11 protein-coding genes are annotated in these 15377 nt (G+C 73.2%); 5 read left to right on the forward strand and 6 right to left on the reverse strand.

Features of this window, described 5'->3' with window-relative positions; all coding sequences use genetic code 11:
• Positions 1-205: 205 nt before the first annotated feature.
• Positions 206-1585, forward strand: coding sequence for a helix-turn-helix domain-containing protein (locus ACTWP5_RS02470; RefSeq protein WP_443219000.1), 1380 nt, complete (start codon positions 206-208; stop codon positions 1583-1585).
• Between the two features lie 39 nt (positions 1586-1624).
• On the opposite strand, the gene ACTWP5_RS02475 is transcribed toward ACTWP5_RS02470, so the two are convergent.
• The 5 genes from ACTWP5_RS02475 to ACTWP5_RS02495 all read right to left on the reverse strand — a co-directional run bounded on the left by ACTWP5_RS02475 (position 1625) and on the right by ACTWP5_RS02495 (position 10127).
• Entirely contained in the window at positions 1625-4120 is a 2496-nt protein-coding gene (locus ACTWP5_RS02475) for a protein kinase domain-containing protein (RefSeq protein ID WP_443219001.1), read from the reverse strand.
• 278 nt (positions 4121-4398) lie between these two features.
• A complete protein-coding gene (locus ACTWP5_RS02480) occupies positions 4399-6309 on the reverse strand; it encodes a glycoside hydrolase family 97 catalytic domain-containing protein (protein WP_443219002.1) in 1911 nt (636 codons plus the stop codon).
• 207 nt (positions 6310-6516) lie between these two features.
• Complete coding sequence (locus ACTWP5_RS02485) at positions 6517-7764, reverse strand: lactonase family protein (protein WP_443219003.1); 1248 nt, start codon at positions 7762-7764, stop codon at positions 6517-6519.
• Between the two features lie 213 nt (positions 7765-7977).
• Positions 7978-8811 (reverse strand): LPXTG cell wall anchor domain-containing protein, encoded by an 834-nt coding sequence (locus tag ACTWP5_RS02490; protein WP_443219004.1) that lies wholly within the window; start codon positions 8809-8811, stop codon positions 7978-7980.
• 320 nt (positions 8812-9131) lie between these two features.
• Positions 9132-10127, reverse strand: a complete 996-nt coding sequence (locus ACTWP5_RS02495; RefSeq protein ID WP_443219005.1) for a helix-turn-helix domain-containing protein — start codon at positions 10125-10127, stop codon at positions 9132-9134.
• Positions 10128-10360: 233 nt separating this feature from the next.
• On the opposite strand from ACTWP5_RS02495, the gene ACTWP5_RS02500 reads away from it, so the two are divergent.
• Together ACTWP5_RS02500 and ACTWP5_RS02505 are read left to right on the forward strand one after the other, a co-directional pair.
• On the forward strand, positions 10361-10531 hold the full coding sequence (locus tag ACTWP5_RS02500) for a hypothetical protein (protein WP_443219006.1): 171 nt from the start codon (positions 10361-10363) through the stop codon (positions 10529-10531).
• A gap of 90 nt (positions 10532-10621) precedes the next feature.
• Positions 10622-10888 carry a hypothetical protein gene (locus ACTWP5_RS02505; protein ID WP_443219007.1) on the forward strand — a complete coding sequence of 89 codons (267 nt, stop codon included), beginning with the start codon at positions 10622-10624 and terminating at the stop codon, positions 10886-10888.
• A gap of 519 nt (positions 10889-11407) precedes the next feature.
• Here ACTWP5_RS02505 and ACTWP5_RS02510 read toward each other — a convergent pair.
• On the reverse strand, positions 11408-11818 hold the full coding sequence (locus ACTWP5_RS02510; RefSeq protein WP_443219008.1) for a Fur family transcriptional regulator: 411 nt from the start codon (positions 11816-11818) through the stop codon (positions 11408-11410).
• A gap of 520 nt (positions 11819-12338) precedes the next feature.
• Between ACTWP5_RS02510 and katG the strand changes: the two genes are divergently transcribed.
• Positions 12339-14570: a catalase/peroxidase HPI gene (katG, locus tag ACTWP5_RS02515; RefSeq protein ID WP_443219009.1), complete on the forward strand. Its 2232-nt coding sequence runs from the start codon at positions 12339-12341 to the stop codon at positions 14568-14570.
• Positions 14571-14835: 265 nt separating this feature from the next.
• Entirely contained in the window at positions 14836-15324 is a 489-nt protein-coding gene (locus tag ACTWP5_RS02520) for a YajQ family cyclic di-GMP-binding protein (RefSeq protein WP_443219010.1), read from the forward strand.
• Positions 15325-15377 lie beyond the last annotated feature (53 nt).

The raw sequence follows: 15377 nt of genomic DNA on the forward strand, positions 1-15377 counted from the left end.
CTTTCCGTTCTGGTGGTTGCCACGGGCCGCTCGACCGGGTGCCGGGAGCGGCGTGCTTGGATTGACCCCAGCTTGGGGGGCGTTCCGTCCCGGCATCCGTCGTCACCGGGGCCTTCGGGACGGCCGGGATGGTCGCGACGGCTCTGACCTGGTGGAACACCAGGCTCCTGGGACGCCGATCCGGGATGTGGAGACAGGAGGAACGATGGCGGGGGACAGCTTCTCCGAGCTTCTGGGGCAGCTGAAGGAACGGTCCGGCCTCAGTTACGTGGTGCTCGGGAAGCGGCTGCACATGAGTGCGTCGACGGTGCACCGGTACGTCAGCGGCGAGGCCGTTCCGACGGACTACGCGCCCGTGGAGCGGTTGGCTCGGGTGTGCAGGGCGACGCCCGAGGAGCTGGTGGAGCTTCACCGGAGATGGGTGCTGGCCGACGCCCGGCGCGGCCGGAAGGGGGCAGAGGCTCCGGAGCCGACGGCCGCGACGGAGGCCACGGCGGTGGCGACGGCGGCTGCGACGGCGGCCGGGGAGAGGGCCGCGTCCACCGATGAGGGCTCGGGGCCGGAGCCCGGACCCGTCGCGGAGTCGGAGGCCACGTCGAAGGGCGCGTCGGCGGCGGGGCGACGTCGGCGGGTCGCGGTGCTGGCGGGGGGAGGCGTGGTCGCCCTGGCCCTGTCGGCCGCGCTGCTCGCGAGTCTCCTCCCCGGCGACGGCGACGGCGACGACCACGGCGGTGGCGACGGCGGCGCGGGAGCCGCCGCCACGAGCTCCGGAAGCACGGACGCCGGCACCGGCTCGGACACGGGCGTCGGCTCCGGCGCCTCCCCGGGTCGCGGGTCCTCGGACTCCCCCTCCCCGGACTCCCCCTCCCCGTCCTCCTCCCCCGACCCCCGCCCCGACGCGACGGGCTCGGCCACCGGCGGCGGCTCCGGCGGCGAGGGAGCCGGCCAGGTGCTCGCGCCCACCGTGGTCGCCGAGCCGTACCACTGGGACAGCCCGTGCGAGCAGCACTACCTGGTGGACCAGGAGCCCGCCCACGTGCCGCCGCCACCGTCCGAGAACGACGCGCGCGGCTGGGTCACCGCGCTGGGCGCGGTCGCCGCCGGCGAGCAGTGGGTGCGGCTGACGGTGCAGGGGACGGGCGAGAACACCGTCGTGCTGGAGAGGCTGACCGTGCGCGTGGTGGGGAAGGACACGCCGCTGGCCTGGAACGACTACGTCATGGGCGTCGACGCCTGCGGCGGCCCCGTGGAGACGAGGCACTTCGGCGTGGACCTCGACGCCGGGCGGCCGGCGGTGACACCCGAGTCCGGGCAGCGGGACTTCCCGTACCAGGTGAGCGAGAACGACCCCGAGGTGTACTACGTGTCCGCGCGCACGCGGGAGCACGACGTGAGCTGGTACCTGGAGTTGGACTGGTCCAGCGGCGGCGAGCGCGGGACGGTGCGGGTCGACGACGAGGGGCGGCCGTTCCGGACGAGTGGCAACGAGGGACGGCCGGCGTACGACTACCCGCTGGGCTACAACGACCGGTGGGAGGTCGCCGACGGGAAGCCGGGCCCTCCCACGAGCCAGGCCCAGGACTGATCACCGCGCCCCGAGCCCGAACACGGACCCGCTCCTCCGCTACGCGCTGGCGCGCGGGCGGTCCCCGGGTGCCCGACGGGCGGCCCGTTCCTCCGCCTCGTAGAGCGTGTACAGGTCGGGGTGACTCCTCGTCGGGTCGCTCGCGTGCTCCCGCAGGCCGTCGAGGTACGCGCGGACGGCGCGGGTGAGCGAAGCGGTCGGGTCCAGGAGCCGCAGGCAGTCGGCGAGCACCTCCTCGAACGCGGCCGTGGTCGCGGCCACCTCGCCGCCCGCGCGTCCCCGGACGTCGGCGAGGGAGGCGCGGACGACGAGCGTTCCGAGGAAGTCCGCTCCCCACAGCCGCAGGCCGTCGGGGAGCAGTTCCTCGTACGCCGCGACGGCCCCGGCGAGGTCGCCGGCTCTCCCCAGCAGGTCGGCGAGGCTGACGCGCGCCGCGAGCACGTGGAGGTCGTTCGGCCCCCTCAGCCGGGACATGTCGGCGAGGAGCTCCCGCTGGGCGGCGACCGCGCCGGCCCGGTCGCCCGCCTCGCCCCGCAGGGAGACGAGGTCGCCTCGGAGGTCGAGGGTGTCGGGGTGGTCGGGGCCCAGGGCCCGCACGTGGTCGGCCAGCAGGCGCTCGTACTCCCCGACGAAGCGTCCGGGGTCCGCCTTCCCGGTCTCCAGCTCGACCCGCTCGCTCCTCACGTCGACGAGACGGCGGCGTGCCCTGAGGGTGTCGGGGTGGTCGGGCCCCAGCACCCGCAGGTGCTCGGCGACGGCGTGCTCCTGGGCCGCCTCGGCTCCGGCGGGGTCGCCCGCCACCAGCCTCCTGTGGGCGAGCAGGGCGCGCAGTCTCAGGACGCGGGGATCGTCGGGGCCGAGCACCCGCAGACAGTCGGTGAGGAGAGCGTCGACGGTGGCGACGGCTCGAACGCGGTGGTCCGTCTCGCCCTGCCACTCGTCCATCTCGACCAGGTCCGTGCGGACGTCCAGGGTCCGCGGGTCGTCGGGGCCCAGGACGCGGACGAGGTCGGCGAGCAGTTCCTCGTACTCGGTGACCATGGCGGCCCGGCCGTGCGAGAGGCTCCTGAGCCCGACCATCATGCGGCGGATCTCGAGCGTCGTGGGGTCGTCGGGCCCCAACGCGCCGGCGCAGTCCACGACGAGCGCGGACAGCAGACGTGCGCCCTCCGCGATCTCGCCGGCCTGGAGAACCGCGCCGGCGTGGCAGAAGCGGGCGCTCAGCGTGTCGCGGTCGTCGGGCCCCAGCACCCGTGCGCAGTCCGCCACGAGCGCGGACAGCAGCCGCGCGGCCTCGTCGTACCGCCCCGCCTCGCCGACGTGCATGGCGTGGTCGAGGCGGACGAGCAGGGTGGCGCGGTCGTCGGGCCCGAGCGCGCGCGTGTGGTCCGCGACGAGCGCAGCCAGCAGACCCACCGCCTCCTCCGTCTCCCCCGCCCTGCCGAGTTCGCAGGCGTGCTCGCGGCGGGCGGCCAGCGTGTCGCGGTCGTCGGGTTCCGGCGCGGGGCCGGAGTCCGCGCTCTGGCCGGCGTCGCCGCCTTCGTCTCCCGCCTCCTCGTCGTGGCCGGCGTGCTCCTCCCGACGCGGCGGCGCGGTCTCGGTGGGGGCGGCGTGCGGTGGAACGGGGCCGGCAGCTTCGGTGTACGGCGCGGTCGGGGGCGTGGTCCCGTGGTGGATGAGGGTGGTCACGGCGGCCGGCCAGGGGGAGGTGACGGGGAAGTCGTCCGGCGGCTGCCAGTGCGAGGTGATCCGGTCGAGCAGCTGCGGGAGGGTGGGCCGGTCGTCGGGGTTCCTGGCCAGGCACGCGGCGGCCAGCTCGCGGAGCGGCCCGCGCAGGGCGTCCAGGCGGGGCTCGCCGCTGACGACGCGGTGGAGGACCGCCAGCGGCGGGCCCTCGCCGAAGGGCTCCGTGCCGGTGGCGGCGAAGGTGACGACCGCCCCGAGGGCGAAGACGTCGCTGGCCGGGCCCAGTTCGCCGCCCTCGACCTGCTCCGGGGACATGAAGCCGGGCGTGCCGACGACCTGACCCGTTCCCGTCAGGGCGGTGCCTTCCAGGGTCCTGGCGATCCCGAAGTCGATCACACGCGGCCCGTCGGCGGCCAGCAGCACGTTCGACGGCTTGAGGTCGCGGTGGAGCAGGTCCGCGGCGTGGATGGCCTGAAGCGCCTCCACGAGCCTGGCCGTCAGCGCCCACACGGCGGCCTCCGGCAGCGGCCCGGCCACGGCCACGGCCTCGGCCAGGTCGGGGCCGGGAACGTAGACGGTGGCGATCCACGGCGGGTCCTCCCCCGGGCCGGCGGCGACCACGGGAGCGGTGAACGCCCCGCTGACCGCCCGCGCCGCCTCGACCTCCCGGCCGAAACGCCGCCGGAACTCCCGCTGCCCCGCCAGGTGCGGGTACACGACCTTCACCGCGACGGCCAGCCCACCCGGTGAACGGCCCAGGAACACCTCGCCCATCCCGCCGGCACCCAGCCGGCCCCGCAGCACGAACGCCCCCACCCGCTCCGGGTCCCCCGCCCTCAACGGCTCCACGCCGCCCCCTCCGTCGCCCAGCACACGCACGCGGGTTCGCACACCCGCCGCGCCCACCCAACCACCCTCACACGGCCGGCCTCGACCCAGGTGGTGTCGGTCGGGGCGTCGCGGGCGGCGGGGTGGGCGCCCTCGACGCGACGGTCCGGGCGTCGCCGGACCGCGCCCTCACAGCCTGCGAGCGACCTGTGGACAGATCACGGCCACCTTGTGGATAGCCTGTGGATAAGCCGTAGACGGCCCGGACCGCGTGTCCGCCGCCCGGCGCTCGCCGACCCTCAGTCGCCCCGTTCCGGCGCCGGGGTCAGGCGCACCACGAAGCCGCCGTTCTCCGCCACCGGGACGGTGAGCGTGTCACCCCGGGTCACGACCCGGGTCTCGCTCACGAGCCCCTCCTCACCGCCGCCCTCGCCGTCGTGGACGATCTCGGCGCGGTGGGGCCCCTCGTCCAGGAAGTCCAGCGGCGCCTCGACCGTACGGGCCTGACCGGCGGCGATCCCGCCGAGGTACCAGTCGCCGCCGTGCCGGCGCGCGACGACGGCGAGGTCGCCGGGCTGCCCGGCCACGAGCCGCGTCTCGTCCCACGCGGTCGGCAGCCCGGTCAGGAAGCCCTGCGCGACGGGGTGCTCGCGGTAGGACTCCGGGCTGTCGGCGAGGTGCTGCCAGCCCGACTCGTAGACCACCGACAGCCCCAGTTCGTGGCCGTCCGAGGTGGTGCGGGCCCCGGTGGAGAAGGTCACCGGCGTGTAGTCCATCGACCCGACGACGTTGCGGGTGAACGGCAGGATCACGTTGTGGACCGGGCCGCCCGCGTCGTCCCACTTGTAGTACTCGGCGCCGCGGACCGACTCCAGGGTCATCACGTGCGGCCAGGTGCGCTGGATGCCGCGCGGCAGCGTGGAGCCGTGGAAGTTCACCATGAGGCGGAGCTCGGCGGTGTCGGCCAGTACCTCCTGGTACCAGGCCATCCGCGCCTGGCTGTCGGAGTTCATGAAGTCGATCTTCACGCCCGCCACGCCCCAGTCCCGCCACCGCGTGAGGCTGGTCCGGCGCTGCTCCTTCGTCGCCAGGTTCTCCCAGTGCGTCCACAGGATGATCCTGACGCCCCGGGCGGCCGCGTAGTCGACGAGGTCCGGGACCCAGTCGGCGCTCCAGCCCTCGTCGACGAGGACGTACGGCCAGCCAACCTCGGCGGCGTGGTCGACGAAGCGTCGCTGGATCTCCGGGCTGGTCGGGCTCTGCGAGTCCGACCACCACGACCAGGCCACCGCCCCCGGCTCGATCCAGGAGGTGTCGGCGACGCGGGAGTCCGTGGCGAGGTCGGTCACCAGGTTCGACTCGACGACCTGGGAAAGGTCCCCGACGATCGCCACCCGCCAGGGCGTGCGCATCGTGCCCGTCGACGTCGCCGCCTCGTCCGGCAGGGTGACGCGGAAGGTGTCCGTCGCGTCGTCGAGGGTGAGACGGGTGCCGCCGTACTGGTCGAGGACGTCGGACTCGGTCAGCATCAGCCAGGCGTCGTCGCCCGGCCGCCCGCTGTCGGCGCCGATCCGGAAGAGGGACGGGTAGCTGTAGTCCGTCCCCGTGGCCTCGCCCACCGTGGTCTCGACGCCGGGCGTCTCGTAGTTCGACTGCGTGGGGTCGTGGGTGAACAGCCAGGCGGGCGCGTCCGGCGCGATCCGGAAGGCGGACGCCTCGCCGGTCACCGACACCCCGCCCTCGGAGGGGACCACGTAGCGGTAGGCGACCCCGTCGTCGGCGACCCGGACGACGAGGTCGACGCGGTCGCCGTCCTCGGTGGCGAGGGCCAGGGTCAGCTCGCGCATCGTCGCGTCGTGGCGCCGCTGCTTGCCCGACGGCGTCGCGTACCTCTCCCGGACGGTGACGTCCCGCTCGGACAGGAACGTCAGGCCGGTGGTGAAGTCGGCCTCGGTGGTGGTCAGCCCCATCGGCGAGGGCGCGAGGACGGAGGTCTCGCCGTGCCGGACGGCCAGGGAGAGCGCGCCGTCCGTGTCCAGGCGGACGGTGGCCGTCACCCCGGAGTCGCGTCCGCCCGGCGGCTCCGTGACGGTCCAGGTCTCCGCGCCGGGCTGGGCACCCACCGCGGGGTGGGGGCCCAGCCACGACAGCAGCGAGGCGAGGGCCGCGAACGCGGCCAGGGGCGCCAGGGAACGGGACCGACTCCTCATGAACCCTCCCGAACTCCCCGCGGCTCCGCGAGGAGGTGGCATCACAGAACGGGCAGCACTGGGAAGCGTCCCACCCGTCGGGGGGTTTCACTCCCGCTTCGGAGATGTACATGACACGTCCACACGTGTTCGTGCCATGGGCACGCATCTCTCACACGGGCTGGCTCACACGGGCTCGCTCACGCGGACTCGCCCACACAGGCTCGCTCACGCGGGCGGGACGGCCGGGAGGGCGCACACCACCTGGGAGTAGGGCAGCGGCTCGCCGGACGGCGCGAGCGCGCCGGTCGTCGCGTCGCGGGCGAGGCGGGTGACGGTGCCGGAGTACTGGTTGGCCGCGTAGAGCCAGGACTCGTCGGGGCTCAGGGCGAGATGGCGCGGCCCGCTCCCGCCGCACGGGTGGTGGCCGAGCGGGGTCAGCGCGGTGTGGTCGCCCTCGGCGACGGCGAGGACCGCGACGCTGTCGTGGCCACGGTTGGAGGCGTACACGAACCGGCCGTCGGACGAGACCAGCACCTCCGCGGGCGTGTTGCCGTCCGCCGGGGCGCCCTCGGGCAGCGTCGGGACGACGCCTCCCGGGGTGAGGCCGCCGGTGGCGGCGTCGTAGGCGCAGGCGGTGAGGGTGGAGTTCAGCTCGCCCAGCACGTAGGCCGCGTCCCCCGCCGGGTGCAGCGCCAGGTGGCGCGGCCCGGAGCCCGGGGCCATGGCCACCTGGTGCTCCTGGGTCAGCCGTCCCGTGCCGGGGTCGAAGGCGTAGACGTACACGGAGTCCGTGCCGAGGTCGACGGCGAGGAGCCGGTTCGGCGCGGCCGGGTCGGTCAGCACCATGTGCGCGTGCGGGCCCTCCTGCCGGTCCGGGTCGGGGCCCGAGCCGGTGTGTTGCACGAGGTGGCTGACCTCCAGCGGCGTGCCGTCGCCGCCCAGCGTGACCACCGCGACGGAGCCGGAGGAGTAGTTGGCGACGAACAGGTGGCCGCCGTCGGCGTGGACGACGAGGTGGCAGGGAGCGCCGCCGCCGGTCGGGGCGCTGCCCAACGAGCCGGTGACGTTCCCGTCCGCTCCGAGGGCGAACGCCGAGACCCGGCCCTCGCCGTTCTCGTTGACCGCGTACAGCACGTCGGCGCCCGGACCGAGGGCCAGGAAGGAGGGGTTGGCGGTGGGCGTCACGGCGTCGAGCGTCAGCGCGCCGGTGGTCCCGTCGGCGCGGGCCACGCCGATGCCGTGCGTGGGGTCCGGGCCGGTGTAGGCGCCCAGGTAGACGGTGAACGGGGTGGCGGCGGCCCGCGCGGCGGGCGTGGCGAGGGCGGCCGGCAGGGCGACGGCGGCCGTCGCCGCGAGCAACGGAACGCCGAGCAGCCCCCGGCGCCTGAGGGAGGGCGGCGCGGAGGAGGGCTCGGAGACAGGCTCGGGGGAGGGAGAGGAGGAGGCGGGAGTGTGGCGGCGTGGGGGCGTCATGGTGTGACTCTCCAGGCGTGGGGGCGTGGGGGGACGTGTGGGGGTGGTGCGGTGCCGGGGCACGCCCCCAGGATGGCGCCTGACGCGCTCCACCGCGACAGGGTCCCCCGCTCCGCGCCGCCGCCCACCACGGCCGAACGGGCGCCGCCCGGGAAGGGCGACGCCCGTTCGACCACGCGACGGACGCGGAAGCTCGGGGCTTGAGGGCCCCGGTCAGCTCGCGGCGGACCGGCCGCGGCGGCGGACGACGAAGAACGCCGCGCCCACCACCAGCAGACCCGCGCCCACCGAGGCGAGCAGCGTCATCTGCGAGCCGTCACCGCCGGTCTCGGCCAGCTCGACCGTGTCCTCCGCCGGCAGCGCGATCGGCTCGCCCTCCGGCATCTGCGGCGCGGGGCCGGCGCCCTCGCTCTCCTCCTCGCTGGGCTCCGGCTCGGGCTCGGGCTCCTCGGTCGCCGGCTCGGTCGGCTCCTCCGTCGGCTCCTCCGTCGGCTCGTCGGTGGGCGGCTCGGTCGGCTCCTCCGGAGCCGGCTCCTCGCAGGGCGCCTCGCCGTTCCACGCGGTGATGAGGTTCTCGGGCGTCGCCACGTCCGGGTAGTGCGGCAGCGGGGCCTCGACGCCGTCGTACTTGGTGCCGTTGGCGTAGAGGTCGATCTGGCCGAAGCACTGCGGCAGGTACGCGCTCACGTCGAGCGTCGCCTCGGAGTCCTCACTGGTCAGGACGGTGGTGTCCCACCCGAGGAAGGTCTGGGTGCCCGAGGTGTCCCAGGTGGGGCCCTCGGTGTTGTACGAGGCGAGCGACACGGGGTACTCGCAGCCCTCGACGATGTCGCCGACCAGGCGGACGGAGATCGAGGGCGGCGCCTCGCCGTTGATCCGGCCCGAGGTGCTCCAGGTGGTCCCGTCCACCGAGTTCTCGATCGTCACGCGGCCGCAGGACTGCGAGTCCGCGAGGGCGGGCGTCGCGCCGAGGCCGACGAGGGACATGCCGGCCAGGCCGACCACGCTGACGGCGCCTATCGCGCCCTTGACCTTGGAACGCTGCACTCTCTACTCCCTGCGTACGTCGGTGAGAAGGCGTTCAGACTGCGCGTGACACGGCCCCTGGGGCAGCCCGCGATTACCCACAGTGAGCGAACGAGGGGAGGCGCAGCCGGAGCGTCGGGGATGAACTACGCCGAGGATTCCACCACTTCCGGCCACGGATGGGTAATCGGCTCCACGCCTCCGACACGGCGTTTTCCTTATGTCCACCGAGTTGGTGCGAAGCCGTGATCTCCGGGAGGGCGGGAGCGGCGATGGACCACCCGCCACCGGCGTCCCCCGGACGCGCGAGCGCAGGGCGGGCGAGAGGGCCCGCCGGTGCGTCATCCCGCCGGAGAGGAGGAGGGCGCGCCGGGCCGCAGGTGCCGGAAGTCGCGCGGGGACATCCCGTAGGCGGCGGTGAAGGCGCGGGTGAAGACGGCGTGTTGGGAGAAACCCCACCGGACCGCGACGTCGTGGACGCGCAGTCGTGCCAACGCCGGGTCGGCCAGCTCGCGTCGGGCGCCGTCCAGGCGGTGGCGCTGTATCCAGCGGGACACCGTTTCACCCTGCGTCCGGAAGAGACGGTGCAGGTGCCCGACGGAGATGTGGTGCGCCCGGGCGATCGCGCTCGGCGTCAGTTCGGGGTTGCCGAGGTTCCTGCGGATGAACGCCTGGACGCGCAGCAGGAGTTCTCGTTGACGGGCCTCCGGGGTCAGCGCCCTGACCGCGTCCAGTTCGTGGGCGAACAGCGAGGCGACCAGGTCGACGAGGACCATGCCCAGCCGCTGGCCGTCCTCGGGTCGCAGTCCGGCGGTCTGACGGGGCAGCTGGGTCAGGAAGCCCGCCAGGAGCGCCCCGATCCCGTCGCGCCCCGTCAGGGGCCGGTCGACGACCCGGTCCGACACCCCCGGGGCGAGGGGCAGCGACGCGCGGGGCACCTCCGCCGAGATCGCCCGGACGAGCTCGTCGCGTCCGGCTCTCACGTGCAGGTCCGCGACCGACGACGAGGAGGTCACGTGGAAGTCCCCGACACCGACCGGGCGTCGGCTGTCCCCGCGGACAGCGCAGGCACCTCCGGTCAGGATGAGGGAGAGGTGGTAGGTCTCCGGGTCGGCCAGTCCTATCATCCGCCGGGTCCTGCGGAAGGCGACGCTGGGCACCGTCGCCGGCCACACCGTCACGCCGCCGAGCACGGCCGCCCGTAGCTCGGCCTGGAAGACGCCTGTCTGCTCGCACTCCACCAGCATCGGCGCGTGACAGCGGGAGGCGGCGTCCCTGAACCGCTCGAACCGTTCCGCCTCCGGAACGGTCCGGCTGCTGAACAGCGTGTCGAACATGCGTCCCCCCGTGCTCTTCCCTCGGATGACGAGGTGCTGCCCCCTCAGACCTCACCGGGAAGCATGCGTGGGGAAACGCCGTACGCGCAACGGTGCTTGAGGAACGTGCGCGCCGGGGTCGGAGTCCGGTGGCACCCGGCAGGAGCTGGTGACGGGGGAAGGACGCGCCACCGGCGTGACGGCCACGGCCATGCTCCGATCTCCGATCCCGTGCGACGACCACGGCTCGGACCGTGACACCTCACGGCTTCGTCGGCTTCCTCCGCTTCGTCGGCTTCCTCGGCTTCGTCGGCTCGCTGACCCCGCCGAGCGCCATGGACCGACAGGCTCTCGTGGCGGACCTCTCGGTCAAGGAACCGGACACGGAGGATCAAGGACTCCCGTGGACCCCTCCGGCACGCTGAGGGCGATCCATGTGACGGCTCTCTCGCGCGCCGGGACGACCACCGTTCCCGCGTGACCGAAGCCAACGCCCCAAGAGTAGGGAGAGCGCAATGAAAGGCGCACGAAACGTCCTGGCCACCGTCGCCACGCTGGGAGTGGTGCTCGCTGCGCCCGTGGCACTGGCCAGCCCGGCACACGCCGCCTACGAGGACTGCACCCGGGTCGTGGCCAACGCGGGGTACTTCATCAACGACACGATCAGGGACGGATGCCGCTACGGCGAACAGGGCAGCGAGAGGCTGTGCCAGGACTACCTGCTGGTCGGCAACGTGGACGACGGCAAGGTCAGGCTGAAGGCGTGCAACGTCGCGTCATGACCAGAGCCGCGTGAGCGCACACGGCCGGCGGCTGCCCATCCGGCGGCCGTGCCCTCACCTTCCGGCGGGCCACGCCCCGGGCCAGACCCGGGGTCGATGCCCGCGCGGCGAACGAACCTCTGAACCTCTGATCCCGCCCGTGCGCGCGCTCCCGAACGCGTCCCGGGCGAGGCGGCGGCCGTCCACCGGCCGATCGAGACCGACAGCGACGGTCTCGGCGCCGAACAGCCCTCCTTACACCGCGGTCCGCGAACCCCTCGGCCTGCCGGACTCGGCGCCGAGTAGCCGGAAGCAGTCGACCACGGTGCGCACCGCGGCCTGACGACGGTCACCCCACCCCACCGCGCCGGCCAGAGCCACGGAGCGGTCCCCCTCATCGACGCCCCGGCCCCATGCCCCGCACCCCATGCCGCCGAACCCGGTCCGCGCCGGCCCGTCCGCTCTCCCGCCCCTCACCGGAGAACCGAGAGAGCGGAGCACGAGCGGAAGCGGGAGCAGAAGCGGGGGCGGGAGAGAGCGCTACGCGCAGGCGGGGCACACCCCGCGGAAGGTGACCTCGACCTCGGAGACCGTGAAGCCGAATCGTTCCTCCACGGGAAGGTCGGCCAACGGGCTCCCACTCGGGTGGACGTCTCGGATCGTGCCGCAGCGCACGCACACCAGGTGCTGGTGGGGGTGGTGCGCGTTCGGGTCGTAGCGCTTGGCGCGCCCGTCGGTGGAGACCTCCGTGAGCTCGCCGAGGGAGACCAGCTCGCCCAGGGTGTTGTAGACGGTCGCGCGGGAGATCTCGGGCAGCCGCCGGGACGCGCGGGCGTGGACCTCGTCGGCCGTGAGATGCACGTGGTCGCCGTCGAGGACCTCGACGACGACGCGGCGCTGGGAGGTCATCCGCCAGCCGCGCCCCCGGAGTCTCTCCATCAGGTCACTCATGTCGGTTCGCCTATACAGGGTCGAAGGTCGATGGGGCTCAGTTGTGCCCGCTTATGTCTTGTTTTGTGAGTCCGAGTTTTGATTACGTAGTGATTTAGCATGCTTCTTGACTCAGACACTGTCCATCGTAGGATCAGTTCTGTCGACAAGCACGTTGACAGCAAGGGGCAGGACGTCCAGTACGGCAGGAGATCGTGGGGTTGACGTTACGGACCGCCGCCATGCGGAGCGGCGCCCGTGGGCGCGTGAGACGCGCCACGCGCCGCCACCGCGCGGCGCGTACGCCGCGTCGAACCGGCCGGATTCCGGTCCGATTCGAGGGATGTGTCGTGTCGTGGGCGTCAGGGCTGACGCCGGCCGCGTGGTCGGTCGGATCGTCGTCCCCTGTCGGGCCGCGTCCGACGACCACGGCTTCTGTTCCATCGCCCGCAGTTCCTGATCACCCCGAGCAGCCTCAAACACCCTCAGCACCCCGAACAGCCTGAACCGTCTGGGCCGGAAGGATTCCGAGAGATCTCCCATGTCTGAGAACCATGACGCACACGCCGACAACGCGACGGCGGGCCCGAGTCGCTGCCCGGTCCCGCACGTCCGCGCCGCGCACCCGACCCAGGGCGGCGGGAACCGCCAGTGGTGGCCCGAGCGGCTCAACCTGAAGGTCCTCGCCAAGAACCCCGCCGTCGCCAACCCCCTCGGCGAGGAGTTCGACTACGCCGAGGCGTTCTCCTCCCTCGACCTCCCCGCCGTGAAGCGGGACATAGCCGAGGTGCTCACGACCTCGCAGGACTGGTGGCCGGCCGACTTCGGGCACTACGGCCCGTTCATCATCCGGATGGCCTGGCACAGCGCGGGAACCTACCGCATCAGCGACGGCCGCGGCGGCGCGGGGGCCGGCCAGCAGCGCTTCGCCCCCCTCAACAGCTGGCCGGACAACGGCAACCTCGACAAGGCCCGCCGCCTGCTGTGGCCGGTGAAGAAGAAGTACGGCCAGAGCCTGTCCTGGGCCGACCTGATGATCCTGGCCGGCAACGTCGCGCTGGAGTCGATGGGCTTCGAGACCTTCGGCTTCGCCGGCGGTCGCGAGGACGTGTGGGAGTCCGAGGAGGACGTCTACTGGGGCCCCGAGACCACCTGGCTCGACGACAAGCGGTACAGCGGCGACCGTGAGCTGGAGCAGCCGCTGGGCGCCGTCCAGATGGGCCTCATCTACGTGAACCCCGAGGGCCCGAACGGCAACCCCGACCCGCTGGCCGCCGCCCGCGACATCCGCGAGACGTTCCGCCGGATGGCGATGAACGACGAGGAGACCGTCGCCCTGATCGCCGGTGGCCACACCTTCGGCAAGACCCACGGCGCGGGCCCGGCCGACGCCGTCGGCGCCGACCCCGAGGGCGCCCCGATCGAGCAGCAGGGCTTCGGCTGGAAGAGCTCCCACGGCACCGGCAAGGGCGCGGACACGATCACCAGCGGCCTCGAGGGCATCTGGACCACGAAGCCGACGCAGTGGAGCAACGACTTCTTCGAGATCCTCTTCGGCTACGAGTGGGAGCTGTTCACCAGCCCCGCCGGCGCGCAGCAGTGGCGGCCGAAGGACGGCGCGGGCGCCGGCACCGTTCCCGACGCGCACGACCCGTCCAAGCGGCACGCGCCGACGATGCTCACCACGGACCTGTCGCTCCGCTTCGACCCGGTCTACGAGCAGATCTCGCGGCGCTTCAAGGACAACCCCGAGGAGTTCGCCGACGCCTTCGCCCGCGCGTGGTTCAAGCTGACCCACCGCGACATGGGGCCGGTCGTGCGGTACCTCGGCCCGGAGGTCCCCTCCGAGACGCTGCTGTGGCAGGACCCCCTGCCGGAGCGGACCCACGAGCTGATCGACGCCGAGGACGTCGCCGCCCTGAAGGAGCGCGTCCTCGCCTCCGGCCTGTCCGTCTCCCAGCTGGTGTCCACCGCCTGGGCGTCGGCCGCCTCCTTCCGCGGCAGCGACCGGCGCGGCGGCGCCAACGGCGCGCGCGTCCGCCTGGAGCCGCAGCGCGGCTGGGAGGTCAACGAGCCGGACCAGCTGGCCGTGGCGCTGCGCGCCCTGGAGGAGGTCCAGCAGTCCTTCAACGCCGCGCAGAGCGGTGGCAAGCAGGTTTCGCTGGCCGACGTGATCGTGCTCGGTGGCTGCGCCGCCGTCGAGAAGGCGGCCCGCGACGCCGGCTTCCCGGTGACGGTCCCCTTCACGCCGGGCCGCGTGGACGCCTCGCAGGAGCAGACGGACGTGGAGTCGTTCGCCGCGCTCGAGCCGGCCGCCGACGGGTTCCGGAACTACCTCGGCAAGGGCGAGACCCGGCTGCCGGCGGAGTTCCTGCTGATCGACCGCGCGAACCTGCTCACCCTGAGCGCCCCGGAGATGACGGTCCTGGTCGGTGGCCTCCGCGTGCTGGGCGCCAACTACCAGCAGTCGCAGCTCGGCGTCCTCACCGAGCGCCCCGGGACCCTGACGAACGACTTCTTCGTCAACCTGCTCGACCTGGGCACGACGTGGAGCGCCACCTCCGGCGACGCGACCACGTTCGAGGGCCGCGACGACGCCACGGGCGAGGTGAAGTGGACCGGCAGCCGTGCCGACCTGGTCTTCGGCTCGAACTCCGAGCTGCGGGCGGTCGCGGAGGTCTACGCGAGCGACGACGCGAAGGAGAAGTTCGTGAAGGACTTCGTCGCGGCGTGGGACAAGGTGATGAACCTCGACCGCTTCGACCTCGTCTGACAGGTCAGACGAGGGAGCGCGTGACGACACACGCCAAAGGACGAACGCCTGACGACGTTCGCGTGACGACGTTCGCGTGACGCTCCACCCCGAGGGCGCCTCGGGCCGGCCACCGCGCCGGTCCGAGGCGCCCTCCCGCGTGTCCGCACGCGCGAAGCCGCACGGTCGAAGCCGCACGTCCGTCGGGCCCCGGCCCTGGTGGTCACTAGGCTGGGCAGAACGTGCGAGTGATCAGTAGACGAGCAGTGAGGAGCCCGAGGGGATCATGGCCGATTCCAGTTTCGACATCGTCTCGAAGGTCGACCGGCAGGAGGTTGACAACGCGCTCAACCAGGCCGCGAAGGAGGTGTCGCAGCGCTACGACTTCCGTGGGGTCGGGGCGTCCATCGCCTGGTCGGGCGAGCGGATCGAGATCCGCGCCAACTCGGAGGAGCGGGCCAAGGCCGTGCTCGACATCTTCCAGTCCAAGCTGGTGAAGCGGAACATCTCGCTGAAGGCGCTCGACGCCGGCGAGCCGCAGGCGTCGGGCAAGGAGTACCGGCTGTACTCGACGATCAAGGAGGGCATCTCCACGGAGGACGCCAAGAAGGTCGCGAAGCTCATCAGGGACGAGGGCCCCAAGGGGGTCAAGGCCCAGGTGCAGGGCGACGAGCTGCGGGTGACCTCCAAGAGCAGGGACGCGCTCCAGGAGGTGCAGCGGCTGGTGCGCGAGGCCGACTTCGACTTCGCCACCCAGTTCGTCAACTACCGGTGACCGCGCCCTGACCCGTCGCCGGGCGGGGACGCCGCGGAGCGGAGCACGGAGAC

The sequence above is a fragment of the Streptomyces sp. 4N509B genome, assembly GCF_052245655.1.
Taxonomy (GTDB): Bacteria; Actinomycetota; Actinomycetes; order Streptomycetales; family Streptomycetaceae; genus Streptomyces.

Bases quoted from the DNA above. Each gene is read 5' to 3' on its own strand.
- ACTWP5_RS02485 (WP_443219003.1), bottom strand. From the start codon at position 7,764: ATGACGCCCCCACGCCGCCACACTCCCGCCTCCTCCTCTCCCTCCCCC.
- ACTWP5_RS02505 (WP_443219007.1), top strand. From the start codon at position 10,622: ATGAAAGGCGCACGAAACGTCCTGGCCACCGTCGCCACGCTGGGAGTG.
- ACTWP5_RS02470 (WP_443219000.1), top strand. From the start codon at position 206: ATGGCGGGGGACAGCTTCTCCGAGCTTCTGGGGCAGCTGAAGGAACGG.
- ACTWP5_RS02495 (WP_443219005.1), bottom strand. From the start codon at position 10,127: ATGTTCGACACGCTGTTCAGCAGCCGGACCGTTCCGGAGGCGGAACGG.
- katG (WP_443219009.1), top strand. From the start codon at position 12,339: ATGTCTGAGAACCATGACGCACACGCCGACAACGCGACGGCGGGCCCG.
- ACTWP5_RS02520 (WP_443219010.1), top strand. From the start codon at position 14,836: ATGGCCGATTCCAGTTTCGACATCGTCTCGAAGGTCGACCGGCAGGAG.
- ACTWP5_RS02480 (WP_443219002.1), bottom strand. From the start codon at position 6,309: ATGAGGAGTCGGTCCCGTTCCCTGGCGCCCCTGGCCGCGTTCGCGGCC.
- ACTWP5_RS02510 (WP_443219008.1), bottom strand. From the start codon at position 11,818: ATGAGTGACCTGATGGAGAGACTCCGGGGGCGCGGCTGGCGGATGACC.